This window comes from Nonomuraea sp. NPDC003707 (assembly GCF_053587055.1).
In genome coordinates, this window is the sequence record NZ_JBSFNK010000001.1 from 712,472 (window position 1) to 737,201 (window position 24,730).

Consider the following 24,730-nt stretch of genomic DNA (forward strand, 5'->3'; position numbering starts at 1 on the left):
TTACGGTTCCCTGCGTTGAGCTGTTGCTGGGGTAATGCCAGGCAATGTCTTGGCAGGTCAGGCTACCGCCGAGGCCCGCAAGGTGTACAGGAGCGGGATCCTGGGGGCACCCTCCGGGAGCCGGAAGCCCTCCTGGCCGTCGACCAGCGTGCCGAAGCGGCGGAAGTACGTGCGGTCGTGCTCGCGCAGGAACTCGACCCGCAGGCCCGCCGCCGCGATCGCGCTGACGACCTCGCCGAGGCCGTGCTGGAACTGCACGGAGGTCTGGTGCTCCAGGATTTCGCTGCCGGTGTAGGTGTGCGGGTATTCCCAGACGTGGGGGCCTCGGTCGAAGTAGTCAGTGGTGACGGTGGTGCCCGTCTCGTTGTCCATGGTGTCGGCGAACGGATGGAATTCGGCGAGATAGAGGAATCCGCCCGGCTTGAGCAGCGCGGCGACCGTCCGCGCCCAGGCGGTGAGGTCGGCCAGCCACACCAGCGCGCCGAGGCCGGTGTAGACGATGTCGTACGTGGCCCCGCCGAGCGCCTCGACCGCGTCGTAGACGTCGGCGGTGACGAACTCCGCCGGGATGCCGCATTCGGCGGAGATGGCCCTGGCCTGCTCGATGGCGGCCGCGGAGAAGTCGAGTCCGGTCGCCTCGGCGCCGAGCCTGGCCCAGGCCATGGTGTCCAGGCCGAAGTGGCACTGCAGGTGCAGCAGGCGGCGGCCGGTCACGTCGCCGACCTCGTCCCGCTCGAACGCCCGCAGCGGGCTCCGGCCCGCCTTGAAGCCCTCGACGTCGTAGAAGTCGCTGGCGACGTGGATGGGGACCCGTCCGTCCCAGTTGGCCCGGTTGACGTCCACATAGTCCATGGGGGCAGCGTAGGCGAGCCCTTGATCGCGGCGCCGCTGGTTTTCGGTGGGCCGGGGCCGGTCAGGGGCGCCTTCTCGTCAGCCGTACCGGGAGGTGCTTGAGGCCGTTCTGGAAGTTGGACGTCAGCCGTCGCGGGCTGCCCGCCGGCTCGACGTCCCATTCGCGCAGCAGCTCCGTGAACACCGAGCGGAACTGCGCGCGGGCCAGGTGGGCGCCGAGGCAGACGTGGGGGCCGAACCCGAAGCTGACGTGGTCGTTCGGGGTGCGGGCGATGTCGAAGCGGTCGGGGTCGGGGAAGACGGACGGGTCGCGGTTGGCGGAGGCGTGGTAGACGACCACCTTGTCCCCGGCACGGATGCGCCGGCCGCCCAGGGTGAGGTCGCGCGTGGCCGTCCGTCGGAAGTGCATGACGGGAGGCCAGAAGCGGAGCATCTCCTCGATGGCGGAGCCGAGCAGCGACGGGTCCGCGCGCAGGCGGGCCAGCTCCGCGGGGTGCTGGAGGAGCGTGAGCAGCCCGCCGGGGATGCCGTTGCGCAGGGTCTCGTTGCCCGCGACGGCGAAGAGGAAGAACATGTTCTCGAACTCGTCTTCCGTCAGGCCGCCCTTCCGCATGGCCGACATGACGGACTCGCCGTCCACGGGGGTCTCGGCCAGGGCGTGCCGCCGCCACGATCCTGCGCAGCCTGGAGTGGTCGGGCGGGTCCATGTTCAGCATCTGGACCTGCACGAACGCCAGGTCGCCCGGGGTGTCGGGGTCGCGGAGCTGGGTGGCGCCGAGCTGCGAGGAGAAGTCCTCGGGCGTGCGCAGGACGTGTCTGACGTCGGCGTGCCTGAACACCCCCCAGTAACCGGGGCCCTCCCGCCACGGGCCGACGGCGGGCTCCGGGATCCGGCAGACCGGGGATTCCTCCCGCAACGCGGCGAACAGGTCGTACGGGACGGCCGACTCGTACGTGGCCGGCATGAACACCTCGACCACCGGCCGCCCGCTCGCACCCGCCATGCCGCCCACCCCCGCGCTCGTAGGTCGTGGCTCCGCCCTATACCGGCACCCTGACACGACGCAAGCGATCGAGCCAGGAGCGGCGCGGCGCTCCGGCGGGCATCATGAGCGCGTGACTCCAGCAGACGCAGAGGCGATCCTCCAGGAATACTTCGCCCCCTGGATCCAGCGGCTCGGGTTGCGCGTGGAGGAGGTGGGCGAGCGCCACGCCGTCGTACGGCTCCCGTGGTCCGACGACCTGGCCCGGGAGGGCGGCGGGCTGTGCGGCCAGGCGATGATGGCGGCCGCCGACACCGCCACCGTCGTCGCCATCTCCTCGGCGCGCGGCGGGTTCGTGCCGATGACCACGGTGCAGCAGTCGACGACGTTCCAGCGGCCGGTGCTGGGCAAGGACGTCCTGATCGACGTCCGCATCACGAAACTGGGCCGCACCCTGGCCTTCGCCGACGTCACCCTCACTGCCGCGGGCAGCGCCGAGACCGCCGCCCACGCGACGACCGTCTACGCCATCCTGGCCTGATCCCGCAGCTCAGGCCTTGATCTCAGGGATCTCTCAGGTGCGGAAAGTAGGCTCACGGTCATGAAGCGTGTGGCCGCGCTGGTAGCGGCGCTCGCCCTCATCGGGGTGACGACGTGGCTCGTGTGGCCGTCGGCTCCTGGGGTGCGGGGCCAGGACCAGACAATCAGCGTCGTCGACGGACCCGGCGACGACCAACGGGTGGAGCTCGATACGACCTTCTTCCCGCCGCCCGACGGCGGGAAGGCTCCAGCCGTACTGATCGGGCACGGCTTCGGCGGCAGCAAGCAGAGCGTGCGGGACCAGGCGGTCCGGATCGCCCAGCAGGGCTACGCCGTGCTGACCTGGTCGGCGCGCGGGTTCGGGCGCTCGACCGGCGAGATCGCGCTCAACTCGCCCGACTACGAGGTCAAGGACGTCAAGCAGCTGATCGACTGGCTGGCCAAGCGGCCGGAGGTCCAGCTCGACGCGGCGAACGACCCGCGCGTGGGCATCGCGGGCGGCTCGTACGGCGGCGCCATCTCCCTGATGACGGCCGCCTACGACCACCGGGTCGACGCCATCGTCCCCCAGATCACCTGGGCCGACCTGGCCGACGCGCTCTTCCCCAACGCCGCCGCGCAGGGCGCCGGCCCCGCCGCCATCGGCCAGGACGCCGCGCACGGGGTCTTCAAGCGCATGTGGGCCGGCATCTTCTTCGGCCAGGGCGTCTCGCTGGACAGCTTCGCGGGGCGGGGCGAGCGGCAGGCCGCAGCCGGCCCGCTGACGCCCGAGCAGGCGCGGTGCGGCAGGTTCCTGCCCGCGATCTGCGACGTCTACCAGCAGGTCGCCAAGGACGGCAAGGCCACGCCGGAGGCCGTCGCCCTGCTGCGCAAGTCGAGCCCGATCACCGTGGCCGGCCAGATCAAGGCGCCGACCCTGCTCATCCAGGGCCAGCGCGACTCGCTCTTCCCGCTCGGCCACGCCGACGCCAACGCCAAGGCGATCGCCGCCGCCGGCACGCCGGTGAGCCTGGCCTGGTTCGACGGCGGGCACGACGGCGGCAACGGCGAGGCGGACTGGGTGTTCGAGCAGTCCACGGCCTGGTTCGCCCGCTACCTGAAGGGTGACGAGTCCGCCCCGGCGGTGAGCGCGTTCACGGTGACGCGCGACGGCGGCCGCGACCCCGGCACCCGCCAGCGCATCCGCCTGCACCCGGAGGCCGCCTCCTACCCCGGCCTGACCGGCACCGACACCACCACGGTCCAGCTGAACGGCCCCGCCCAGAACATCGTCAACCCGCCCGGCGGCGCGCCCGCCTCCATCTCGACGGTGCCCGGCATCGGCGGACTGCTGGGCGGCGGCCAGGCCGGCACCGGCGTGTCCATCGACATGCCGGGCCAGAGCGCCGCGTTCGAGTCCCGTCCGCTCACCGCCCCGCTCCAGCTCACCGGCAGTTCCACGGTCAGGGTCAAGGTGTCGGGCAAGGGCGAGGCGACGCTGTTCGCCAAGCTGTACGACGTGGCCGACGGCACCCAGCCGCCCGCCCTGCCCGCCGGGCTGGTGGCGCCGGTCCGGGTGACGATCCCGGAGGGATCGGGCAGCGCGGAGATCACCGTCACCCTGCCCGCCGTGGATTACCGCTTCGCCGCAGGCCACCGGCTCCGGCTGGTCCTGACCACGACGGACATGGGTTTCGCGACCGCCGCCGAGCCCGCTTCGTACCAGGTGTCCCTGGCCTCCCCCGCGCTCGCCGTGCCGACGGTGCGCACGCTCGCCGCTCCGCCGACCGGGGTGGCGTGGTGGGTGTGGGCGATGCCGCTGGCCGCCGTGGTCGTCGCCGCCGTGCTGCTGGCGACGGGGCGCGTCCCGTCCCGTCGCCGGACCGCACCCGCCGTCCTGGAGAGCGGCGAGCGGCAGGACGGGGCCGGGGACAAGGACGTGCCGCTGGAGATCAGCGGGCTGACCAAGGCGTACCGGAACGGCGAGCTGGCCGTGGACGGGCTGTCGTTCCGCGTCGAGCGGGGCCAGGTCCTGGGCCTGCTCGGGCCGAACGGCGCGGGCAAGACGACCACGATGCGCATGATGATGGGCCTCATCCAGCCGGACGGCGGCGAGATCCGGATCTTCGGTGACCGCGTCACGCCCGGGGCGCCCGTGCTGTCCAGGCTCGGGTCGTTCGTCGAGGGGCCGGGGTTCCTGCCGCACCTGTCCGGGCGGGACAACATCGAGCTGTACTGGGCCGCCACCGGACGGCCCGCCGCCGACGCGCACTTCGACGAGGCGCTGGAGATCGCCGGCCTGGGCAAGGCCCTGGACCGGGCCGTCCGCACCTACTCGCAGGGCATGCGCCAGCGGCTCGCCATCGCCCAGGCCATGCTCGGGCTTCCTGACCTGCTGGTGCTCGACGAGCCCACGAACGGTCTCGACCCGCCCCAGATCCGGGAGATGCGCGAGGTGCTCAAGCGCTACGCGCAGGACGGCCGTACCGTGATCGTCTCCAGCCACATGCTGGCCGAGGTCGAGCAGACCTGCAGCCACGTCGTGGTCATGCACCGGGGCCGCCTGGTCTCGACCGGGCCGGTGTCGCTGCTGCTCACCTCGGCCACCGTCCCCTCCAACGGGCACGGGCCGCGCCTGGAAGACGTGTTCCTCGACCTCATCGGAGACAAGTCATGACCGTCGCCGCGCCGGGCTACGCGCCCCGTCGCACGCTGCCGCTGCGCGTGGAGATCGTCAGACAGTTCAAGCGGCGGCGGACGCTGGTCATGTTCGGGCTGCTGCTGGCGCTGCCGTGGATCCTGGTGATCGCGTTCCAGTTCGGGCCGCAGCCGAGCGGGCAGGGGCAGTCGTCGCTGCGCATCTCCGACCTGGCGACGGCGAGCGGCCTGAACTTCGCCGCCTTCGCCCTGTCGGTGTCGGCCAGCTTCCTGCTGGTGGTGGCGGTCGCGCTGTTCTGCGGCGACACTGTCGCCAGCGAGGCCAACTGGTCGTCGCTGCGCTACCTGCTGGCCGCGCCGGTCCCCCGCGACCGGCTGCTGCGCCAGAAGCTGATCGTGGCGCTGGGCTACTCGGCGGCGGCGGTGATCTGCCTGCCGCTGATGGCGCTGCTCGCGGGCACGCTGGCGTTCGGCTGGAACGACATCCAGGTGCCCGGCACGGGCGAGACGATCCCGGCCCTGGACGTGCTGCCGCGCTTCGGCATCGTGATCGGGTACGCGCTGGTCAGCCAGCTGGTGGTGGCCGCGCTCGCGTTCCTCGTCTCCACCATGACCGACTCCCCGCTCGGCGCGGTCGGCGGGGCGGTCGGGCTCTGGATCGTCTGCAACATCCTGCAGGCGGTGGAGGCGCTGGGCTCGCTGCGCGAGTTCCTGCCCACGTTCTGGAACAACGCCTGGCTCGACGCGCTGATGCCGGAGCTCGACTGGAGCGGCATGGCGAAGGGGGCGTCGGTGTCGGTCACGTACGCGGCCCTCCTGATCGCGCTCGCGTTCCGGCGCTTCCGGCGCAAGGACGTCGTGAGCTAGACCCAGTCGAACGACCTGGTCACGGCCTTCTTCCAGCCCGCGTACGCCTCCTCCCGCCGCTCCTCGCTCCACCGGGGCTCCCAGCGGCGGTCCTCCGCCCAGTGCGCCCGCAGCTCCGAGATGTCCTTCCAGTATCCGGAGGCGAGCCCGGCGGCGTACGCGGCCCCGAGCGCGGTGGTCTCCGACACGACCGGGCGGCTGACCGGGACGCCGAGGATGTCGGACTGGAGCTGCATGCACAGGTCGTTCATGGTGATGCCGCCGTCCACCTTGAGCACGTCCAGGACCACCCCGGAGTCCTGCTGCATCGCCTCCACGACGTCGCGGCTCTGGTAGCAGATCGCCTCCAGAGCGGCCCTGGCGAGGTGGGCGTCGGTGTTGAAGCGCGACAGGCCGACGATCACACCGCGGGCGTCGGCGCGCCAGTAGGGGGCGAACAGCCCGGAGAACGCCGGCACGAAGTACATCCCCCCGGAGTCCTCCACCTGCCGGGCCAGGGCCTCGCTCTGCTCCGCGGAGGTGATGACGTGGAGCTGGTCGCGCAGCCACTGCACCGCCGAGCCGGTCACCGCGATGGACCCCTCCAGCGCGAACACGGCCGGCTGGTCCCCGAACTTGTAGGCCGGCGTCGTGAGCAGCCCGCTGCGCGAGCGCACGCGGTCGGTGCCGGTGTTGAGCAGCAGGAAGTTGCCGGTGCCGTAGGTGTTCTTGGCCTCGCCGGGCGCGAAGCAGGCCTGGCCGACGGTGGCCGCCTGCTGGTCGCCCAGGATCGCGCTGATCGGCACCTCCCCGCCGAGCGGCCCGTACGGGAGCGTGGTCCCGTACATCGCGGGGTCGGCCGACGGCCGGATCTCGGGCAGCATCCGGCGCGGGATCCCGAAGAACGACAGCAGCTCGTCGTCCCAGTCGAGCGTCTCCAGGTCCATCAGCATCGTCCGGCTGGCGTTGGTCACGTCGGTGATGTGCACGCCGCCCTTGACGCCGCCGGTGAGGTTCCACAGGGTCCAGGTGTCGGTGTTGCCGAAGACGGCCTCGCCCCGCTCCGCGTCCGCGCGGACGCCCTCCACGTTCTCCAGGATCCACTGGATCTTGCCGCCGGAGAAGTACGCCTCCGGCCGCAGGCCCGTCCTGTCGCGGATGACCTCCCCGCGCCCGTCCCGCTCCAGCGCGGCGGCGATCCGGTCGGTACGGGTGTCCTGCCACACGATCGCGTTGTAGTACGGGCGGCCGGTCCGCCGGTTCCAGACGACCGTGGTCTCGCGCTGGTTCGTGACGCCCAAGGCCGCCAGATCCTTGGCGTGCAGCCCGGCACGCTGGATCGTCGTCTGGATCACGGCCGCCGTCACGGTCCAGATCTCTATCGGGTTGTGCTCGACCCAGCCCGCCTTCGGCAGGATCTGCTCGTGTTCGAGCTGGTATTTGGCGACCTCGGCGCCGTCATGATCGAAGACCATGAATCGGGTGCTGGTGGTGCCCTGGTCGACGGCTCCCACGAACTCGGGCATGTCTTTCTCCTCTGCAAGATTCCGTCAGATCTCCACCGGCTGCACGATCCCGCGCTCCTCGCTCGGCGGCAGGAACCGGGCGATGCCCGCCTGGTAGAGGCCGGCGCCGATGAGACCGCCGATCAGCGGGGCGACGATCGGCACCCAGAAGTACAGATCGCCGTACTGATCTCGCCAGGCGGTGGAGTAGCCGGTGAGGTAGCTCGCCAGGCGCGGCCCGAAGTCGCGCGCGGGGTTGATCGCGTAGCCGGCGTCGGTGCCGAAGGACATGCCGATCCCCACAATGAGCAGACCGACGACGACGGGCCCGAGGTTCGCGCTGGGGGCCATGTTGGCGACGTCGGACACGGCGAAGATGACGAAGAGCAGGATGGCGGTGCCGATGATCTGGTCGCGGAACCCGCCCCACATGTCCACCGGCAGCACCCCGTTGCCGGGCAGGGTCGAGAAGACGCCCTGGGTCTTGATCGTGTGCCCGGGGTCCACCATGGCCAGCACCTCGGTGTAGTTCCAGCGCACGATGAGCGCCGCGATGAAGGCCCCGGCCGTCTGCGCCAGCGCGTACGGCAGGACCTTGCCCCAGGCGAAGCCGCGGAAGACCGCGAACGCCAGCGTGACCGCCGGGTTGAGGTGCGCGCCCGTGGTCCGGCCCGCGACGTAGACGCCCAGCGTGACACCGATGCCCCACGCCCAGGCGATGCTGTCGTGGTCGCCGAGCTTGCCCGCGACCACCTGGGCGACCACGCCGACGCCGAACAGAATGAGCACCATCGTGCCGGCGAACTCGGCGATCAGCTCACCGGTCAGCCCTATCCGGTCGCGACGTCCGGCCACCGCTCCTCCTTGCGCATGAGATCGTCGTGTGCCATTCCCGATTTCGGGACATGCATACGGTACGCACGCTATACGTCACGCAAAGTGACATCGGAGGCTGTTCGCGGTCACCGGTCCTCTGGAGCGCCTACTGATCAGAGATGCTTCGCCTGAAGGTCACCAGGGCGGTTCCCGGGCCGTTGTAGCCGGGGAGGGGCTCGCTGACCTCGAACCCCATGCGCCGGTGGAACGCCATGGACGTCTGGTTGACGGCCGAGGTGATGGCCTTCACGACGCGGCGGTCGTGGCGGCGGGCCAGATCGAAGAAGCGTTCGTACATGGCGCGGGCCACGCCGCCCGTCCTGGCCTCCGGGGAGACGCCGACGAAGTGGATGTACGCCTCGTCGGGCTCGGACGGGGAGATGAAGCCGATCAGGAACCCCGCCATGCCCGCCGGGCCCTCCGCGATCAGGCTCGTGCGGTGGAAGTGGTCGAGGAAGAGCCTGGGCAGGGAGGGCAGGACCGGCCGGCCCCACCACTCGTCGACGACGGCGGCTATGGGGTCGTAGTCGGCGGGGGTGGCGGGGCGCAGCTCGTACGCGGGGGACGTCATGGGCTCCGTCACCTGACCCGCGCGGCGATGGTCCGCGCGCACTCCAGGGATTCGGTACGCGTGGTGTCCACCTCCAGGTCGTAGGTCACGCCCTGGTGGACCACCTTCGCCTGCAACTCCGCCATCCCCCGGACCCGGTCTCCCCGGGCGATCTCCCGGCCCGCGGCGACCGCGCTCTCGCACTTGACGCCGACCCACAGCACGTCCAGCCCGGCAAGGGCCTTCTGCCACCGCTCCTGGGAGGCGGCCCCGCCGAGGAAGACGTCATCGATGATGACCCGGGCGCCCGCACGGACCATCGCGGCGACCCCTTCCGCCCACGCCCGGTCGAGCATCATGAACTGCGGCCCGACACTGACCCCGCCGTCCGGAGCGAACTCGATGCCCGCGTCCGATCCCTGCATGGACGCCGGCATCGCCTCGACCAGCGTGTCGACCCCGAGAGCGAGCCACGGATCCGGCAGGACCGCCTGCAGACACCGGACGATCCCGGACTTGCCCGAGCTGGAGCCGCCGTTCAACACGATCACCTGAGTAGTCACCGGCCCACGATAGGGGTGCTCCCCACCAGGCCCAAAGGCATTTTCGGGCGGAGGGCCGCCCGGACCCGGGCCCCGATGCCTACCTGCTCATGCGGTCGCGGAGCTGGGCCAGGGAATCGACGTACTTGAGCATCAGCCGGGCGAACTCGAGCCGGTCGCCCTCGTTCCACTCGGCGGTGATGTACTCGAACGCCTCGCGCTGGTGGCGGCGGAAGCGCTCCATGAGCTCCACCCCCGCCGGACTCAGCTCCAGCACGGTGCGCCGGCCGTCCTGCTGGGAAGCGGTGCGAATCAGGTAGCCCGCCTTGATGTTGTCGCTCACCATGCGGCTGGCGACCGAGGGGTCCACTGCCAGCAGCTCCGCTATCGCGCCGACGGTCACCTCCTTGTCCTGACCGGTGGTGTGCTCCAGGACCAGGTTCAGCACGAGCGTCCTGCTCAGGTCCTTGGCCGAGATGGCGTTCTCGACCTCCAGCAGCGAGGTGCGGCGCAACTTGGAGAAGGCCGGTCCCACGGCGTTGAGCAGGTCCTCGGCTGTCGCTGTCTCATCCATGCCCTCATCGTATCTCTGTGCAACCAGCAAGACATGTGTTGACACGAATTTATGTGCATGTCAGCATGCATGTGTCTTCACGCACCAACTACCTCCGGAGTCACCATGACCATCCTCATCACCGGCGCCCGCGGCAAGGTCGGCCAGGCCGTCATCCACCGCCTGGTCACCGCGGGCCTGCCCACCCGCGCCGGCAGCGCCGACCCCACCGGACTGACCGCCCCGACCGGCGTCGAGATCGCCGAGCTCAAGCTCGACCAGCCCGGCACCTTCCCCGCCGCGCTGGACGGCGTCCGCCAGGTCTTCCTCTACCCCGAGCCCTCCGGTGTCGACGCCTTCGTCAAGACCGCCCAGGCCGCCGGCGTCGAGCACGTCGTACTGCTGTCGTCCTCCTCCGTCACGGCCCCCGGCGCCGAGACCGACCCGCTGGCCTCCCACAGCCTCCAGGTCGAACGCGCCCTGACCGCCTCCGGCCTGACCTGCACCTTCCTGCGCCCGGACGCCTTCGCCAGCAACGCGCTCGGCTGGTCCTACCTCATCGGCCAGAACCAGCCGATCCAGCTCGCCTACCCCGACGCGCACATAGCGCCCATCCACTCCGACGACCTCGCCGACCTCGCCGTGGCCGCCCTGACCGGCGACGCGCTCACCGGCCGTCAGGTCACCCTCACCGGGCCGCAGTCACTCACCTTCCGCGAGCAACTGGTCATCCTGTCCGGCGCGATCGGCCGCGACATCCCCCTCCTGCAGATCACCCGCGCCGAGGCCGAGCAGCAGATGACCCGGTGGATGTCCGCCCCCTACGCCGGCTCGCTGCTGGACCTGTGGGCCGCCGCCACCGCCGGTCCCGCCCCGATCGCCGAGACCACCCAGACGCTCCTCGGCACTCCCGCCCGCACCTTCGCCCAGTGGGCCGCGGAGAACGTCGCCGCCTTCGACGCCCGATGAGCGCCATCCGTCCACGCCCCGCCCTGCTCGGGCCGGGGCTCATCCCCCTTCACCCTCATAGGAAGTCCTCATGCGCACCCCTGTGGCCCCCGCGCCTGCATCCACCTCCGCGCGCCGGCGCTGGGCCGTCCTCGCCGTCGTGCTGTTCGCCGCCATCCTCGACCTGCTGGATTCGACCATCACCAACATCGCCGCCCCCGCCATCGCCGCCGACCTGAACGGCGGACAGGCTCTCATCCAGTGGCTCGGCGCCGCCTACGCCCTGGCCATGGGAGTGCTGCTGGTGGTCGGCGGACGGCTCGGCGACAAGTACGGCCGGCGCCGCCTGTTCCTGATCGGCATCACCGGCTTCACCCTGGCCTCCATCGCCTGCGGCCTGGCCTTCGACCCGACCTCCATGGTGGCGTTCCGGCTGCTCCAAGGAGCGTTCGGCGCCCTGCTCATCCCGCAGGGCTTCGGCATCCTCGGCGCCGTCTTCCCTCGCGACCAGATCGGCACGGCCTTCAGCGTCTTCGCCCCCGCCCTGGGCCTGTCCGCCATCGGCGGCCCCATCCTCGCCGGCTTCCTCATCGACGCCGACCTGCTCGGCCTCGGCTGGCGTGCCATGTTCCTCATCAACATCGCCCTCGGCGGCCTGGCGATCGGCTGTGCCGTACGGCTGCTGCCCCCGGATCCCGGCGACCGTGCCGTCACCGTCGACGGACCCGGCTCAGCCCTGCTCGCCGTCACCATGCTCGCCCTGCTGTACGGCCTGATCGACGGCTCCAGTCACGGCTGGGGCCTGCCACCGGTCATCTGCCTGGGCGCCGGGCTGGTGTCCTTCGCCCTGTTCTGCCGCCGCCAGCGCACCGCGCCTCAGCCGCTCGTCAAACCCTCGCTGCTGACCAACCGCGGCTTCACCTCCGGGCTGATCCTCGGCCTGGCCTTCAACGCCGCCGTCGCCGGCCTGCTGCTGGTGCTCTCCCTTCACCTGCAGAACGACCTCGGCCGCACCCCCACCGGAGCCTCCCTCGGGCTGGCGCCCGTCGCCGCCGGCATCGTGGTCGCCTCGATCACCGCGCACCGGTTCATCGCCCGGCTGGGCCGCAGGCTCATCCTCATCGGCCTGCTGCTCACCCTGACCGGCGTCCTGATACTCCTCACCGGCATCGCGCTCATCCTGCCGGTGTTCGTGATCGGCCTGGGTCTGGGCACCTGCTTCGGCACCGTCTACCAGATCACTCTCGGCGACGTCGACCCGGCCGAGTCCGGCAGCGCCAGCGGCTCGCTGTCGGCCACCCAGCAACTGGCCAGCAGCCTCGGCGCCGCCGCCCTCACCACCGTCTACTTCCACGCCGGCCCGACGGCCAGCCTCGGCGTGGTGGCGGCCCTTCTGCTGGCCTCCTGCGTCCTGGTACGACTGCTGCCACACCACGCCCAACCCCACCACTGACTCTGTCGAGGACGGTGTGACCCGGTATGGGGCACACCGTCCTACCCACATGCCATGCGCCGCGATGGCCCCTGCTCGTCCGCACCCGAAGGGTCGCCCGTTGCCCGTGCGTCCCGGCTGTGGATCTCGTGTCGGTGCCACGGAAACCCTCGAGCCGCCGGCACCCACACCGCCCGCCGAGGACGTGGGCGACGGGACGGAGGATCACCCGTTCCCGCCCATGGTGCAGAGCTGGGCGCGGAGGGTCTCGCCGACCCACTGTTCCCAGCGCTCGCGCGTCCAGCCGCGCTCGTGCACGAACAGCAGGTACAGCTCGGGGCTGAGCAGGCCGTACAGCAGGTCGGCGGCCTCCTCCACCGACACCTCGGCCCGCGCCCCGGGTTTGCCGGCAAGCGCCCTGGCCGCGCCCTGCTGGACGACGTGCCGGGGATCGACGTCGTGCGGCCACAGCGCGGCAACCTCGGGGTCGCTCGCGACCGCCGCCTCCAGGACCCGGCCGATCGGCGCGACGCGTTCCAGGACCGCGGTCGTGCCGGCGACGTAGGCGCGCAGCATGTCCTGGGCGGTGCCGGCGGCCAGCGCCGCCACGTACCACGGCCGGTCCATCGTGGCCACCGGCTCGTCATCGCCCGCGATCGTGACGTCGACCAGCTCCTTGAGCAGGGCGCGCTTGTTGCCGAAGACGAAGTAGATCGTCTGCACCGCGACCCCGGCCTTCTCGGCGACGTCCTGCAGGTTTGTCGCGCCGTATCCGTCCTGCACGAACAACTCCGATGCGGCCGCGAGGATGCGCCGGCGCGTCTCCTTCGCCTTCTCAGCCCGCTTGTTCGTCCGCTTGACATCGCTCATGGCTAGAGTCTATCTCTAGATTCAGTAACTAGAAGTCAACTCTAGAGAGCAGGTACAGCCATGACGGTCATCAGCGTCACCCGCTTCCAGGCCGATCCCGCGGACGCCGAGCAGGTTCAGGCCCGGCACGCCGCCCTGGTCGCCGCCATCAGAGCCACCCAGCCCGGCCTCACCGAAGCGCGCCTCGGCCGGCTGAACGACGAGACGTGGGTCGGCGTCTGGCGCTGGGATTCGGCCGCCAGCCTGCAGGCCGCCCGCCAGGCCGCGCCCGGCACCCCCGCTGCCGTCGCGGCGTTCGCAGTCGCCCGCGACGTCATGGCGGAGGACATCGAGGTTCTGGCCGAGCTCTGACCGCCTGCCCCGGCCCTCCGGCCCCGCAGCCCGGAGGGCCGGGGTTCCCCGAACCAAGGAGATGACATGATCGAAATCGACGCGTTGACCAAGGTCTACGGCTCGGCGCAGGTCAGGGCGGTCGACGAGGTGTCCCTGCACATCCCCGCCGGGTCGGTCTTCGGCTTCCTGGGCCCCAACGGCGCCGGCAAGACCACCACCATCAAGATGCTGGCCGGCCTGCTGACCCCCACCTCCGGCCAGGTCCGGCTGGGCGGCTTCGACGTGACCCGGCAGCGCTCGGCCGCGATGGCACAGTTCGGCGCCGTGCTGGAAGGCTCGCGCAACGTCTACTGGAGCCTGTCGGCCTGGCAGAACCTCATGTACTTCGGCCGGCTCAAAGGCCTGCGCAAGGCCCAGGTCGCCGAGCGCGCCCGTGATCTGCTGACCGACCTGGAGCTGTGGGAGCGCCGCGACGACAAGGTCGGCGGCTTCTCGCGCGGCATGCAGCAGAAGGTCGCGATCGCCGCCGCTCTCATCGCCGACCCGCCGATCGTGCTGCTCGACGAGCCGACCCTCGGCCTCGACGTCGAGGCCACCCGCACCGTCAAGAACTGGATCACCGAGCAGGCCCGCGAGCTCGGCACCACCATCCTGATCACCACGCACCAGCTCGACGTGGCCCAGGAGCTGTGCGACCGGGTGGCCGTCATGCGCAAAGGACGGCTCATCGCCGACCTGCCCACGTACCAGCTGCTGGCGAGCTTCCGCGAACGGGACAGGTACGAGATCCGCGTCGAGGGCGCGGCGCCACCCGGGTTCGACGCCGTCACCCGCGACGGCGTCACCACGATCAGCGTGCGGGTGAGCCACCCGCACGAGGTGTACGACGTGGTCGAGCGCCTGCGCAGCCAGGGTGCCGTCCTGGAGTCGCTGACCCAGGTCCAGCCCGACCTGGAGGATGTGTTCCTCGCCCTGGTGAACGAGGCGTCCCATGCTGCTTGACGTCCTGCGCGCGGAGATCGGCAAGGGCCTGCGCGTGCAGCTGGCCCACCCGATCGGCCACGTCATCACCCTGCTGATCAGCACCACCATGTACCTCGGCCTGCAGTTCGTGCTCGGCCAGGGCGAGCTGCGCCAGGAGCTCCTGCCACAGACCCTGGTCGCGATCGGCGCCTACTGGTTCCTGCAGTACGCCGCTTTGGTGATGGTGGCCGACCTCATCGAGGAGAAACGCGCCGGCACCTTCGCCCAGGCGCAGCTGACCCCGGCGCCGCCCTGGCTGCCGATGCTCGGCCGGCTGCTCACCGCCTCGGTGTTCGGCCTGGCCGTGGCCGCGGTCGCCGCGCTCGTCCCCATGCTGGTGGCCGGTATCGCGATCCCGATGCGCTGGGCGGCGCTGGCGCCGGCCCTGCTGCTCGGAGCGAACGTGCTGGCCTTCACGTTCCTGCTGGCGGCCCTCGCACTGGTCTCCCCGATGATCGGGGCGCTGCAGTCGCTGTTCACCGCACTGGTGCTGCTGCTGAACGGGTCGTTCCTGCCGCTGGCCTTCTATCCGGACTGGCTGGCGGTCCTGGCCAGGGTCCTGCCCACCACGCTGGGCATCGAGGCTCTCACCCAGACGCTGTTCCAGGACCGGACCCTGGCCGACGTGTGGAACGGAGGCACCCTGCCCTGGCTGCTCGCCCATACGATCGCGCTCACCGCCGCCGGCGGGCTGCTGTTCGTCCGCAACCACCGCCGTGCCCTGCAGGAGACAGCATGATCTTCGCTCGCGGATTCGCCGCGGAAGTACGCAAGGGCCTGCTCAACCTCGTCGCCGGATGGCGCGAAGTCCTCATCCAGATGGCCACTTTCCCGCTGTTCTACCTGCTCATCGTGCTGTTCATGGGACGTGGGCAACTGCGCGCGGACCTCCTGCTCCCGGTCCTGCTCGGCATGGTGGCGCTGACCTTCATCCACGAGCAGGTCAACCGCGTGTTCTGGAGCTACCTGGGCGACATCCAGTCCGGCGTGCTGGAACAGACCTACCTGACCCCGCTGCCCTCGGCCGCGCTCATCCTCGGCCGCCAGGTCGCCGCCGTGATCTCCGCCCTGCCCACCGCACTGGCCGTCCTGGCCACCGGCGCGGTCACCATCACCCTCCAGGGCGGGCGACTGCCCTTCGACGCGCAGGTGATCGTGCCGCTGGCCGCCATCACGCTGGGCACCTGCGGCCTGGCCCTCATCCTGTGCGGGCTGACCCTGGTGTTCAAACGTATCGAGATCATCACCCAGCTGTCCGTGGCCGTCTACGCCATCGCCGGCGGCACCCTGGTCCCCCTGGCCGCCATGCCCGACCCGGTCGCCTTCCTCAGCCGGCTCGCGGTCCCCATCGCGCCCGGCATCGAGGCGATGCGGGACATCCTGCTCGGCGGGCATTCCCTGGCCGCCCTCCCGACCGGCTGGGGTCTCGGATGGCTGCTGGCCCAGCCGCTGCTCATCACCATCGCCGGGGTGGTCCTGTTCAACCGGCTCGAGCACCTCGCCCGACGCCGCGGCACCCTCGGCCGCTACTAGGCCAAGAACCTGCGAAAGGAGCAACTGACGTGAACGTGTTCTTGTGGGTACTGCAGGCCGTCCTGGCCACCATGCTCGGCGCCGCCGCCACCCACGTTCGCCGCAAAGAGCCTGCGGCCGTCGCCGTCAACGTCGTACTGCTCGCGCTGACCGCCTTGATCGCCTGGGGCCGCTTCTGACCGGCCATCCCGCTCGAGGTCGTGAACGTCTTTCGCCGGGGCTGTTCGCCCACGATGGTCAAGATCGGCGAATGTGGTCAACAGGCTTCGCAGCGTCGCTCCGCTGTCCAGGTCGGCAGTGCGATGGTGGTGAGTGCGTCAGGTCTCTTCGAGGACGTGCACCTGAGGGAGATCGCGGTGGCGGTGGTGGGCTTGGGCGATCGCAGCGAGGTTGTCGCGGCCCAGAGCGCGGTAGGCCATGGTGAGCAGCTCGTTCGCATGTTGTTCGAGTTCGGGGTCTCCTGCGCTGATCCAGTGCAGGTCACGGCCGAGGGTGAGAGCGTCGGCGGGGTGTCCGGCGGCGCAGCGGCGCCGTGCCTCGGTGAGGCGGGCTTCCCGGACGGCTGGGTCGTCGGTCAGCTCCTTCTGCAGGGTTGTGCAGAACTCGTAGTCGTCCCATGGTCTCTGTCGGCCGCGCCTGATCGCGGTGTCACCGTCGACGAGCGCGCCGCCGCCGTCCAGGGTTTCGATTCGATCCGGGTCTCCGTGCTCGAGCAGTTCTGGGGAGTGTTTGTAGACGTTGTGGTAGTCCTCGCCCTGCTCGTCGCGGTCGCCGGTCTCGAAGGTCATCAGGATCTCGCGCAGGAGCCGTAGCCGGTGCCGTCGTGCGACCACCTCGGGGTCCATGGGATCGGCCGGCTCGTCATCCTGGTCTCCGAGGTGGCGCCATCCCCATTCGAGCGTGTACCTGACCGCCTCGAGAGGGGTACGCGACGGGATGCCCACGCCGCCACCGTCGTTGTTGTAGTAGGAGGCGACTCCGGTGCAGGTGCGGCCGTCGTCGTACCAGAGCCCGAAATGCAGCCCGTCGGTGCCGCCGTGCATGAACGTGAGGAACTCGGGCGGGTCACGGTAGTAGCGGCCGTGTACTCGCACATCGATGCCGGCCCGGGAACCGCGTCCGGGATCATCGAACAGGTCCATGATCCCGAACGGGCACAGTTCCAGGTCGTCGAGGGCCTGCTTTTCGGCCGGGCCCAAGGACAGCAGGAAGGCCCGAAACCGGAAGATCGAGTCGGGCAGCTGGAATCCCCAGTCGCGGGCAAGGCGTTCCTCGATCGCGGCGCGTTGCTGCTCCACCTGGGCCGCAGCAGCCGACCTCGCCTGCTCCTGCGGTCGGTTCGCCCCCTTCCACACCGCGTAGTCCCGCAGTCCGGCGGCGGAACGCGATGCGGCCCGCCGACGGTCGGCCCGTTCCCACAGCGTCAGCGGCGGATCGGGCTCCCCGAATATCGCCGCCCGCAATCGTTCTTCGGTATTGGAGCGGTCGATGCCCGGGTATCGCGACCGGCGCTCCTCCCGGGCGGCCGCAGCCGGCAGCCAGCGACTGGGGTCGGCCGCCACCCGCCTTCTCGCCTCACCGGCGGGCAGGGGAGCGATCTCCTCATCGAACGCGCGCAACGCCACCGCCTTGCACCGTTGCACATCTGCGTCAATCTCGGTGCACAACGCGGTGTAAGCGTCCCACTCCTGGGCCAGATCCTCCTCGGGAAGGTCGGCACGCTCGAGAAAGAACTCGAACCTTCTCCCATACCTGAGGTCGTCGTATTGCGCCGCTATCTGCTCCCGCAGCCCCGCGAGGACCTGCCCGTCGTCCTCCTTCTCCCCGTACCACAGCACCGGTATGTCCTCGGGATGCTCTATCTGGTCCCGATGGAGTTCCACCGCTGTTTCCCGACCAAAAATCGTCACACGCGCGGTCAACCTTTGACCGTCCACAGAGACGATCTCCGCATCAAGGCCGGCGAACGGGCCATCGACAATCCTCGCGAAGTGACGCTCCATGGTGGGACCCCAATCGGCACGGATGATCTCTGGGGCAGCATGATAGAGATCGCCACTGACATGCGGACCCAACAAGGCACCCGGTCCGGAGCGGGCATCAGATGGCCCGCCGCTTCGCCGGTCAGCGGGTGGGCTCGATGGCGCCGCAACAGGCCGGGCGGCTCACGAAGCTCATCGGGCGGGCTGCCCTGCTGTGTCGCACTGTGCGAGTCACGGCTGGTTGTCGAGCGCGACGTAGTGCAGTTCGGGTTCGCTACGCGTCTCGTACAGGTCGGTGTAGGCCCGGGCGATGACGTCGGGCACGGCGTCCGGGTGGCCGGCTCCGATCCATGCGCTGATGGCGATGTGCGCGACGTAGATGTTGTGCGGCTTGAGCTCGTTGTGGAGGTTCAGGGTCCAGTTGCGCAGCCCGGCGGCGGCGAGCGTGATGTTCGCCAGGGCAGGGACCGGGGCGACCGAGCCGCCGCCGGTGGTGACGAGGATCGTCCCCGTCCTGGCGGTGATCATGTCGGGGACGACCTGCCGGACGGCGTGGATGGCGCCGTGGAGGTAGAAGTCGAGCTGCGGCTGGAGGTTTTCGGGGGTCACGTCGAGCACCCCGACGGCGTCGAGGCTCTGATCGACGGGCGAGAACTCCAGGACGTCGATCGCGCCGTAGCGCTCTTTGACGGACGTGAACGCCGCCGTGATGGTGTCGGGCTTGTAGATGTCGCCGGCGAACCCGGCGGCCTCGATGCCTTCGGCGTGGAGGTCGGATGCCAGAGCGTCGAGCTTGGCGGCGTTGCGGGCGATCATGGCGACGGTGAAACCTTTGACGCCGAAGGCGCGTGCGATCTCGATTCCCAGGCCAGGGCCGGCTCCGACGATGGCGATGACAGGCACAGCTATATCTCCTCAGCTGAAAACGGGTGAAAGGATTTCCGCGCGCGGCAGCGAGTCGCCGGGCGTGGAGGCGCGCGGCCTCGGGGGCCTCGCGGCGAATGCGGTCAGCGGAGCCGCCCTCCCTGACAGCGGCCTCGGCACGAGGCTGATCTCCGGACGGTTGCTCGCGTGACCCGGTCAGAGGCCGTAGACCTCTTGAAGGCTTTCGCTCAACGACATGGGTTTCCTGCCCAGCAGGTCTTCGAGGTCCTGCGTGACGATCTCGTACCGCCCCTCCCGCATGTCGGCGACGAACGCGGACAGGGCCGCTACGCCGAACTCGGGGACGCCTGCGCGGCGGAGGCCCTCCTCGAACGCCTGCGGAGCGGGGCTGACGTACCCGACCGGCTTTCCCGAACGTTCGGACAGCGCGTACGCGATGTCCTCGAACGTGTAGGTCTCGGACGCCGTGAGCTCGTAGGTCTTTCCCTCGTGGCCGCCGTGGAGAAGGACGTTGACAGCCGCCTCGCCCATCTCCCGCGCTGGGCCAGGAGCTTGCCGTGGTCAGTGGAGGAAACGAGCAGCACCTTGCGGACGCCCTCCATCGCCCGTGCGAGCGCAGCCGGGTCGTCATAGTCCCCGAGCCGCACGTCGACGCCCTTCGCGCGCAGCGTCGCGGCCTTCGCCTCGTTCCTCGCGAAGGCGGCGACGCTGCCGGGCTCGACCCTGGTGAGCAACTGATCGATGGCCGCGGTGCCAAGGTTGCCGGTCGCGCCTGTTACAAGAATCATCCCTGTTGCCCTTTGTGTTTCTTTTCTCGTCGGGCGCCGGTGGCCGGGGGTGGCGCTTCGGCGGTTGCGTGAAGCAGGTCGACCGGCCGTGGCCGGGCTCTTCAGCGGTTGGGTGAAGCGGGTCGGTCAGTCCACCGGCCCTGGCCCGAGCTCTTCGAGGCGATCCGCGATCGGTCAGCCGCCCGGCATCGCGCCGTCGCCGGCGGTGGGCCCAGGATCTGCCGCGCCCGGCACCGCGCACACTCCGGTCACCGGATCGCAGTAGCCGTCCGGGTCGCGTACTCCGCGCCCAGGTGCACCAGGCGCAGCAGGTCGAACGTGTTGCGCGCGGGACGGTCGACCTCGTACCTCAGTCCCTCGGCGGCGGCCTGCCCGGCCATCCCTTCCTCCATCGACCGGGCCTGCGCCGCCGAGACCCCGTACTTCTTCGACAGGTAGTCGAGAGTCGCGAAGACCTCGGCGGGCGCGGTGGGATCGAGCTGGAAGGTATGGACCTTCAGAGCAGAGACCCCCATGCGCCGACGGGCTGGCACCGTGTGATCACGCGTGCTCTTGACGCCGCGTGGGTTGCTGTGACGTGAGGGCCCCTGAACGCCTGGCGCCGCATCGTCGCCCTGATGATCCAGTCCTTTTGGAGACGACGACCGTGGTGCCGTGCCCGCGCGGGCCGGCCCGCAGCCGCGACCTCATCAGAGCGGCTGGAGTTGGACGCTGAGCCGCAGTTCGAACGCTTCGGCCAGGCGTTCCAGCATGGGGATGGTGGGCATGGTGCCGCCCGCCTCGAAGCGAGCCACCGCCGGTTGCTCGAGTCCTGCTCGCTCAGCGAGTTCGGCCTGAGTGAGCCCAAGTTCCTCGCGGCGGCGCCGCACGGTCTCGCCGAGTTCGAAGCGCATACGGGCGGCCTCGTAGGCGGCTCCGGCGCCAGGGCGGCTCATGATCTCAGCGCGCTTGTCGGACCAGGCCTTGCGCTCAGCCATGCCGCCACTCCTCATCTGGTACGCGACCGGCCGCCAATCGCACCACGCACGATCGGGCAACGAGGCCGGAAGGCACCCGGTCCGGGGCGGGCATCAGCAGGCCAACCCGGTAGCCGGGCAACGGCGGGGGGATCGAAAGAGGGCGGAGCCCCTTGGGAGGCGCAGCCTGGAACCCCGAGCGCGAAGCGTCCCGTTGTGGAAGGCCTTGCTTCTAGGCCCAGTGTGGAGGCTTGTTGTCCAGGTAGAAGGCGTCCGGGTCGGTCTCGGGCCAGTCGCCCCAGCCCTCGTCCGTGTCGTCCGCTGTCTGCTCCGGTAGAAAATCGTTCACGCCGGACATGCTACTCGGGCATACAAAGCACCCGACGTGTCCGCAGGTCCAGGGACAGGCGGGGGCGGCGGCGGTACGATGCGAGAGCAGGTGTCGCCTATCCCCCCGTGAGGCTGCTCATGGCAACCCCGACAGGCTGGCAGCGAGACGGCAATCTACCGGCGGAGCTCACCAGCTTCATCGGCAGGACACGGCTCCTCGCCAACCTCAAACGGCACCTCGGCGAGTCCCGCCTGGTGACCGTGACGGGCATCGGGGGCGTGGGCAAGTCCCGTACGGTGCTGAGGCTCGCGCATCTCGTCCGGTCGCAGTATCCGGACGGCGTGTGGTTCGCGGATCTCGGGCGGTTGCAGGACGCGGGCATGGTCAAGCACACCATCGCCTCCGCGCTGGGCATCGCCGACCAGTCCTCGCGGGCCGAGTCCGAGTCGCTGTCGGAGTGGGTGGGCGAGCGCGACATGCTGCTCATCATCGACACCTGCGAACACCTGGTGCACGGGTGCGCCGATCTGGTGCACGAGTTGCTGGAGGCGGCGCCCAATCTGAAGGTGCTGGCCACCAGCCGCCAGTCGCTGAACCTGCCGTACGAGCACGTGGTCCCCGTGCCGCCGCTGCAGGTGCCGTTCGAGAATCCGGACGAGAGCCTGTTCACGAACGAGTCCGTGCAGCTCTTCGCCGAACGCGCCGGGGCGAGCGTCCCCGACTTCGTGCTCGACGAGGACAACATCGGCGCCGTGGCCGAGCTGTGCCGCAGGCTCGACGGGATCCCGCTCGCGATCGAGCTGGCGGCCGTGCGGCTGCGGGCGCTGTCGGTGGAGCAGATCCTCGGGCTGCTGGCCGACCGGTTCAGCCTGCTGGCGGGCGCGAGCCGGACGGCGCTGCCGCGGCACCAGACGCTGCGGGCGGCCATCGGGTGGAGTCACGAGCTGTGCGAGCCCGCGGAGCGGCTGCTGTGGGCGCGGCTGTCGGTGTTCGCGAAGGACTTCGAGCTGGACGCGGCCAGGTTCGTCTGCTCCGACGGGCGGCTGCCGTCCGAGGACATCACCGATCTGGTCACGGGGCTGGTCGAGAAGTCCATCCTGCTGATCAGGAGCAACCACGCCGGGGTCCGCTACAAGCTCATCGACACCCTCGCGGAGTACGGCGAGGAGTGGCTCGACAAGCTCGGCCAGAAGGAGCAGATGCAGCAGCGGCACCTGGAGTACTACCTGAGCCTGGCCCAGCGCAGCGAGGACGCCTGGTCCGGGCCGCGGCAGATCTACTGGTTCGTCCGCATGCGGCAGGAGCACGACAACGTACGGGTGGCGCTCGATCATGCGCTCAAGTCGCCGGGCAAGTCGGTGCTGGCGCTGACGCTGCTGTCGTCGTTGTGGTTCATGTGGATCTGCTGCGGGTTCGTCCGTGAGGGACGGCTCTACCTGGAGCGAGCGCTCCAGGCCAACCCCACCGCGAGCAAGGAGCGCTGCAAGGCGCTGTGGGTGCTCTCGTACGTGCGCAGCGCCCAGGGCGACAACGCGGGCGCGTTGAAGGCGGCCGAGCAGTGCGGGACCGAGGCCGTCAGGGTCGGCGACTCCAGGGCCGTGATCCTGGCCTCCAAGATGCAGGGCACGGCCGCGCTGCTCTCGGGCGACCTGCAGAAGGCCAGCGCGCTGCTGGGCGTGGCGATCGAGTTCAACACCGACAACAAGGAGCTCAACCCCGGCCTGCTGCCCGCCATCGTCGAGCTGTCGCTGGTGCTGTCGTCGCAGGGCGAGTTCTACGAGGCGGAGTCGCTGCTGCTGGACTGCCTGCAGGTGTGCAGGGAGCGTGGCGAGCTCTGGGTCAGCTCGTACGCGCAGTGGGCGCTGGCCTTCACCAGGCTCGCGACCGGCAGGGCGGAGGAGGCGCTGCAGAGCGCCAGGGAGGGGCTGCGGATCAAGCGGCACTTCCACGACACGCTCGGCACCCTGCTGGCGCTGGAGACCTGCGCGCGCATCTTCGTCCTGCACGACGAGCTGGCGCTGGCCGCCAAGCTGCTCGGCGCGTTGCACCAGAACTGGAAGTCGGCCGGTCTGCCGCAGATGGGCGCGCCGTTCCTGACCGACGACCACAACGTGTGCGTGCGCGAGTGTGTACGGCGGATGGGCGAGCAGGCCTACAAGAACACGTTCGAGGAGGGCGCCAGGCTCGACCTGGACGAGGCGTCCGAACTCGCGCTCGGCGGCGAGCCGGACGCCTCTGAATAGCGCCGACCTCAGACCGCCTGGGGCCAGCGGGTGCCGTCGGGCCAGGCGTGCACGTAACGTGCGCTGCCGAGGGAGAACTCGATGTGCCCGCGCACCCAGTGTTCGAGCCCCCGTACGTACTTGCGGACCGGTAGCGACGCCCAGTGCTCCAGCGTCGCGCGCCGCTCGATGAACGCGGCGATCGCGTTGTTGTGCATCTCCGCGACCTCGCGCAACGCGTCCTGGAGGGAGAGGGACTTGTGCGTGGCCAGGACGGTGACGAGGTTGTGCCGGGCCTTGTCGTTCCCCCGTTCCTTGGCGTACGAGAGCAGGTCGTTGTCCCAGCCGATGAGGTCGCACGCCAGGTCGGAGAGCGCGCGAACATCGGGATGATGCCATTCCTCCGCCTCGAGCCGGTAACCGCCGCCGGCGTCGATGAGCGCGAGGCAGGTGTACGTGGCCCCCGTGATGCGGCGCATCAGCACGTAGTCCTCAGGATTGGGGATCAGGTCGACCTCGCGGTTGGCCGCCTCCCAGATCTGGGCGAACAGGTACTCCTTCACCGTGATCCGCCACCGGTCCACCTGGGCGGGGGTGGCGGCTTCGGAGATCCGGTGCAGCAGCTCGTTGAGGGCGAGGCCGAAGGCGTCGTCGAAGTCCGGCTTCCGGCGTCCGTCGAGGATCTCGAGGAGCGGCGGCAGGGCGCGGGCCAACGCGGAGGCCCGGTGTCCCATCAGCTCGCCCTCGCAGAACGCGTCGTCGAACGCGAAGAGCCAGTTGTACCAGTCGTTGATCAACCGGAGGCTGTCACGCGGCACGGTCGGGTTGGTCCGGGCCGCGAGCAGGCCGATTTTGGAGCGCCGGAAGTGCTCGATCGCCCCGGCGCCGGTGAGCATGTTCGTGGCGGCCAGCCATGCGTGACTCTCCGCGTCGACCTCCGCGGCGTGCACGTGGATCTCGTTCGGGAACGGACATGGCAACGGAGGGATGTGGAGTGGTCGCCTACCAAATGTTTGCGCAGAAGTAGCCACGTCATCCAGCATGACGAGGCGGTGAACGAAAGGCCACAGTCGGCAACTTCGAGGCCTTTAGTGCTTATTTCATACTATGAATCTCTTTGCGTGAACCATTGGATAAACTGGTCATTCACCACATTCGCGTCGCACGCAACGCCGGCGGCGAGCCCGTGCGGCGATCGCCGCTCTCATTCGGTAACGCTCTGACCACGACAGACTCCTTTTCGTGGTGAGCGGCGTCAGATTGAGGTCGCGGACCCGGCGGGAATCGGCGCCCCGCTGTTACGCGCAGGCGAAACCGTCCTGGCGTGACCGTAATGAGCCGCGAGCACCAGCAAAGTGTCACCTTTGCCGTCGGTCGCCTCGACCGGTGCCTGACCTCGGCCTATGCCCTCGGCATCCCGGCGGCACCCGTCCTGGCCAGGGCGAACATCCCGGTTGCGAACCCCCGATCTTCGGGTCCGCGGCGATGTGTCCTATTGACCCTCGATAGGGTGCCGTGCGCGGAATCGTTCCGACTCGCCGTA

General features: G+C 69.9%; 25 protein-coding genes and 1 pseudogene. 11 read left to right on the top strand and 15 right to left on the bottom strand.

The genetic code is table 11. From position 1 onward, the window contains the following. Positions 1–57: 57 nt before the first annotated feature. Together ACWDRB_RS03310 and ACWDRB_RS03315 are read right to left on the bottom strand one after the other, a co-directional pair. Positions 58–852, bottom strand: coding sequence for a class I SAM-dependent methyltransferase (locus tag ACWDRB_RS03310; protein WP_449891673.1), 795 nt, complete (start codon positions 850–852; stop codon positions 58–60). A 61-nt stretch (positions 853–913) separates the two neighbouring features. Further along, positions 914–1,492: a cytochrome P450 gene (locus ACWDRB_RS03315; protein WP_449891674.1), complete on the bottom strand. Its 579-nt coding sequence runs from the start codon at positions 1,490–1,492 to the stop codon at positions 914–916. Between the two features lie 476 nt (positions 1,493–1,968). Between ACWDRB_RS03315 and ACWDRB_RS03320 the strand changes: the two genes are divergently transcribed. From ACWDRB_RS03320 to ACWDRB_RS03330, 3 genes are read left to right on the top strand one after another with little or no spacing between them, the layout of a single operon-like run. Continuing rightward, the gene (locus tag ACWDRB_RS03320; RefSeq protein WP_449891675.1) at positions 1,969–2,376 is read left to right on the top strand and encodes a PaaI family thioesterase; all 408 of its coding nucleotides are present in this window, start codon (positions 1,969–1,971) and stop codon (positions 2,374–2,376) included. 60 nt (positions 2,377–2,436) lie between these two features. Further along, positions 2,437–5,031 (top strand): CocE/NonD family hydrolase, encoded by a 2,595-nt coding sequence (locus ACWDRB_RS03325; RefSeq protein ID WP_449891676.1) that lies wholly within the window; start codon positions 2,437–2,439, stop codon positions 5,029–5,031. Further along, a complete protein-coding gene (locus ACWDRB_RS03330) occupies positions 5,028–5,879 on the top strand; it encodes an ABC transporter permease (RefSeq protein ID WP_192786611.1) in 852 nt (283 codons plus the stop codon). Before ACWDRB_RS03325 ends, ACWDRB_RS03330 begins: the two co-directional genes overlap by 4 nt. Here ACWDRB_RS03330 and glpK read toward each other — a convergent pair. The 5 genes from glpK to ACWDRB_RS03355 all read right to left on the bottom strand — a co-directional run bounded on the left by glpK (position 5,876) and on the right by ACWDRB_RS03355 (position 9,905). Continuing rightward, entirely contained in the window at positions 5,876–7,384 is a 1,509-nt protein-coding gene (gene glpK, locus ACWDRB_RS03335; RefSeq protein ID WP_355194265.1) for a glycerol kinase GlpK, read from the bottom strand. The genes ACWDRB_RS03330 and glpK overlap by 4 nt on opposite strands. A gap of 24 nt (positions 7,385–7,408) precedes the next feature. Further along, positions 7,409–8,218 carry an MIP/aquaporin family protein gene (locus ACWDRB_RS03340; RefSeq protein WP_397365044.1) on the bottom strand — a complete coding sequence of 270 codons (810 nt, stop codon included), beginning with the start codon at positions 8,216–8,218 and terminating at the stop codon, positions 7,409–7,411. Positions 8,219–8,345: 127 nt separating this feature from the next. Then, on the bottom strand, positions 8,346–8,810 hold the full coding sequence (locus ACWDRB_RS03345; protein WP_449891677.1) for an N-acetyltransferase family protein: 465 nt from the start codon (positions 8,808–8,810) through the stop codon (positions 8,346–8,348). An 8-nt stretch (positions 8,811–8,818) separates the two neighbouring features. Continuing rightward, positions 8,819–9,352 (bottom strand): chloramphenicol phosphotransferase CPT, encoded by a 534-nt coding sequence (gene cpt / locus ACWDRB_RS03350; protein WP_449891678.1) that lies wholly within the window; start codon positions 9,350–9,352, stop codon positions 8,819–8,821. A gap of 79 nt (positions 9,353–9,431) precedes the next feature. Beyond that, positions 9,432–9,905 (bottom strand): MarR family winged helix-turn-helix transcriptional regulator, encoded by a 474-nt coding sequence (locus tag ACWDRB_RS03355; protein WP_363966054.1) that lies wholly within the window; start codon positions 9,903–9,905, stop codon positions 9,432–9,434. A gap of 105 nt (positions 9,906–10,010) precedes the next feature. On the opposite strand from ACWDRB_RS03355, the gene ACWDRB_RS03360 reads away from it, so the two are divergent. Both ACWDRB_RS03360 and ACWDRB_RS03365 read left to right on the top strand, forming a co-directional pair. Then, positions 10,011–10,853, top strand: coding sequence for an NAD(P)H-binding protein (locus ACWDRB_RS03360; protein WP_449891679.1), 843 nt, complete (start codon positions 10,011–10,013; stop codon positions 10,851–10,853). Between the two features lie 70 nt (positions 10,854–10,923). After that, on the top strand, positions 10,924–12,285 hold the full coding sequence (locus ACWDRB_RS03365; protein WP_449891680.1) for an MFS transporter: 1,362 nt from the start codon (positions 10,924–10,926) through the stop codon (positions 12,283–12,285). A gap of 204 nt (positions 12,286–12,489) precedes the next feature. On the opposite strand, the gene ACWDRB_RS03370 is transcribed toward ACWDRB_RS03365, so the two are convergent. After that, a complete protein-coding gene (locus tag ACWDRB_RS03370; protein WP_449891681.1) occupies positions 12,490–13,134 on the bottom strand; it encodes a TetR/AcrR family transcriptional regulator in 645 nt (214 codons plus the stop codon). Positions 13,135–13,194: 60 nt separating this feature from the next. Here ACWDRB_RS03370 and ACWDRB_RS03375 point away from each other — a divergent pair, with 60 nt between their 5' ends. The 5 genes from ACWDRB_RS03375 to ACWDRB_RS03395 all read left to right on the top strand — a co-directional run bounded on the left by ACWDRB_RS03375 (position 13,195) and on the right by ACWDRB_RS03395 (position 16,202). Continuing rightward, positions 13,195–13,485, top strand: coding sequence for an antibiotic biosynthesis monooxygenase (locus tag ACWDRB_RS03375; protein WP_449891682.1), 291 nt, complete (start codon positions 13,195–13,197; stop codon positions 13,483–13,485). A gap of 66 nt (positions 13,486–13,551) precedes the next feature. Further along, complete coding sequence (locus tag ACWDRB_RS03380) at positions 13,552–14,469, top strand: ATP-binding cassette domain-containing protein (protein ID WP_449891683.1); 918 nt, start codon at positions 13,552–13,554, stop codon at positions 14,467–14,469. Continuing rightward, complete coding sequence (locus tag ACWDRB_RS03385; RefSeq protein ID WP_449891684.1) at positions 14,459–15,229, top strand: ABC transporter permease; 771 nt, start codon at positions 14,459–14,461, stop codon at positions 15,227–15,229. The genes ACWDRB_RS03380 and ACWDRB_RS03385 overlap by 11 nt, the downstream gene beginning before the upstream one ends. Continuing rightward, positions 15,226–16,023, top strand: coding sequence for an ABC transporter permease (locus ACWDRB_RS03390; protein ID WP_449891685.1), 798 nt, complete (start codon positions 15,226–15,228; stop codon positions 16,021–16,023). Before ACWDRB_RS03385 ends, ACWDRB_RS03390 begins: the two co-directional genes overlap by 4 nt. Positions 16,024–16,052: 29 nt before the next feature. Continuing rightward, positions 16,053–16,202, top strand: coding sequence for a DoxX family protein (locus ACWDRB_RS03395; protein ID WP_449891686.1), 150 nt, complete (start codon positions 16,053–16,055; stop codon positions 16,200–16,202). 138 nt (positions 16,203–16,340) lie between these two features. On the opposite strand, the gene ACWDRB_RS03400 is transcribed toward ACWDRB_RS03395, so the two are convergent. From ACWDRB_RS03400 to ACWDRB_RS03425, 6 genes and pseudogenes are all read right to left on the bottom strand, one after another. Next, positions 16,341–18,026, bottom strand: coding sequence for a hypothetical protein (locus ACWDRB_RS03400; protein ID WP_449891687.1), 1,686 nt, complete (start codon positions 18,024–18,026; stop codon positions 16,341–16,343). A 210-nt stretch (positions 18,027–18,236) separates the two neighbouring features. Further along, complete coding sequence (locus tag ACWDRB_RS03405) at positions 18,237–18,908, bottom strand: SDR family NAD(P)-dependent oxidoreductase (protein WP_449891688.1); 672 nt, start codon at positions 18,906–18,908, stop codon at positions 18,237–18,239. Positions 18,909–19,085: 177 nt separating this feature from the next. Then, a complete protein-coding gene (locus ACWDRB_RS03410; protein ID WP_449891777.1) occupies positions 19,086–19,421 on the bottom strand; it encodes a hypothetical protein in 336 nt (111 codons plus the stop codon). 35 nt (positions 19,422–19,456) lie between these two features. Continuing rightward, positions 19,457–19,678: pseudogene (locus ACWDRB_RS03415) on the bottom strand (NAD(P)H-binding protein); the annotation flags it as partial. A 248-nt stretch (positions 19,679–19,926) separates the two neighbouring features. Continuing rightward, a complete protein-coding gene (locus tag ACWDRB_RS03420) occupies positions 19,927–20,193 on the bottom strand; it encodes a hypothetical protein (RefSeq protein ID WP_449891689.1) in 267 nt (88 codons plus the stop codon). Positions 20,194–20,367: 174 nt separating this feature from the next. Then, positions 20,368–20,655 carry a helix-turn-helix domain-containing protein gene (locus ACWDRB_RS03425; protein WP_449891690.1) on the bottom strand — a complete coding sequence of 96 codons (288 nt, stop codon included), beginning with the start codon at positions 20,653–20,655 and terminating at the stop codon, positions 20,368–20,370. 447 nt (positions 20,656–21,102) lie between these two features. On the opposite strand from ACWDRB_RS03425, the gene ACWDRB_RS03430 reads away from it, so the two are divergent. Next, positions 21,103–23,208 carry an ATP-binding protein gene (locus ACWDRB_RS03430; RefSeq protein ID WP_449891691.1) on the top strand — a complete coding sequence of 702 codons (2,106 nt, stop codon included), beginning with the start codon at positions 21,103–21,105 and terminating at the stop codon, positions 23,206–23,208. An 8-nt stretch (positions 23,209–23,216) separates the two neighbouring features. Here the strand turns inward: ACWDRB_RS03430 and ACWDRB_RS03435 are convergent, their stop codons facing one another. After that, a complete protein-coding gene (locus tag ACWDRB_RS03435) occupies positions 23,217–24,137 on the bottom strand; it encodes a terpene synthase family protein (protein WP_449891692.1) in 921 nt (306 codons plus the stop codon). Positions 24,138–24,730 lie beyond the last annotated feature (593 nt).

Bases quoted from the DNA above. Each gene is read 5' to 3' on its own strand.
- ACWDRB_RS03310 (WP_449891673.1), bottom strand. From the start codon at position 852: ATGGACTATGTGGACGTCAACCGGGCCAACTGGGACGGACGGGTCCCC.
- ACWDRB_RS03325 (WP_449891676.1), top strand. From the start codon at position 2,437: ATGAAGCGTGTGGCCGCGCTGGTAGCGGCGCTCGCCCTCATCGGGGTG.
- ACWDRB_RS03330 (WP_192786611.1), top strand. From the start codon at position 5,028: ATGACCGTCGCCGCGCCGGGCTACGCGCCCCGTCGCACGCTGCCGCTG.
- glpK (WP_355194265.1), bottom strand. From the start codon at position 7,384: ATGCCCGAGTTCGTGGGAGCCGTCGACCAGGGCACCACCAGCACCCGA.
- ACWDRB_RS03345 (WP_449891677.1), bottom strand. From the start codon at position 8,810: ATGACGTCCCCCGCGTACGAGCTGCGCCCCGCCACCCCCGCCGACTAC.
- ACWDRB_RS03355 (WP_363966054.1), bottom strand. From the start codon at position 9,905: ATGGATGAGACAGCGACAGCCGAGGACCTGCTCAACGCCGTGGGACCG.
- ACWDRB_RS03360 (WP_449891679.1), top strand. From the start codon at position 10,011: ATGACCATCCTCATCACCGGCGCCCGCGGCAAGGTCGGCCAGGCCGTC.
- ACWDRB_RS03365 (WP_449891680.1), top strand. From the start codon at position 10,924: ATGCGCACCCCTGTGGCCCCCGCGCCTGCATCCACCTCCGCGCGCCGG.
- ACWDRB_RS03370 (WP_449891681.1), bottom strand. From the start codon at position 13,134: ATGAGCGATGTCAAGCGGACGAACAAGCGGGCTGAGAAGGCGAAGGAG.
- ACWDRB_RS03375 (WP_449891682.1), top strand. From the start codon at position 13,195: ATGACGGTCATCAGCGTCACCCGCTTCCAGGCCGATCCCGCGGACGCC.
- ACWDRB_RS03380 (WP_449891683.1), top strand. From the start codon at position 13,552: ATGATCGAAATCGACGCGTTGACCAAGGTCTACGGCTCGGCGCAGGTC.
- ACWDRB_RS03385 (WP_449891684.1), top strand. From the start codon at position 14,459: ATGCTGCTTGACGTCCTGCGCGCGGAGATCGGCAAGGGCCTGCGCGTG.
- ACWDRB_RS03390 (WP_449891685.1), top strand. From the start codon at position 15,226: ATGATCTTCGCTCGCGGATTCGCCGCGGAAGTACGCAAGGGCCTGCTC.
- ACWDRB_RS03400 (WP_449891687.1), bottom strand. From the start codon at position 18,026: ATGGAGCGTCACTTCGCGAGGATTGTCGATGGCCCGTTCGCCGGCCTT.
- ACWDRB_RS03410 (WP_449891777.1), bottom strand. From the start codon at position 19,421: ATGGGCGAGGCGGCTGTCAACGTCCTTCTCCACGGCGGCCACGAGGGA.
- ACWDRB_RS03420 (WP_449891689.1), bottom strand. From the start codon at position 20,193: ATGGGGGTCTCTGCTCTGAAGGTCCATACCTTCCAGCTCGATCCCACC.
- ACWDRB_RS03425 (WP_449891690.1), bottom strand. From the start codon at position 20,655: ATGGCTGAGCGCAAGGCCTGGTCCGACAAGCGCGCTGAGATCATGAGC.
- ACWDRB_RS03430 (WP_449891691.1), top strand. From the start codon at position 21,103: ATGGCAACCCCGACAGGCTGGCAGCGAGACGGCAATCTACCGGCGGAG.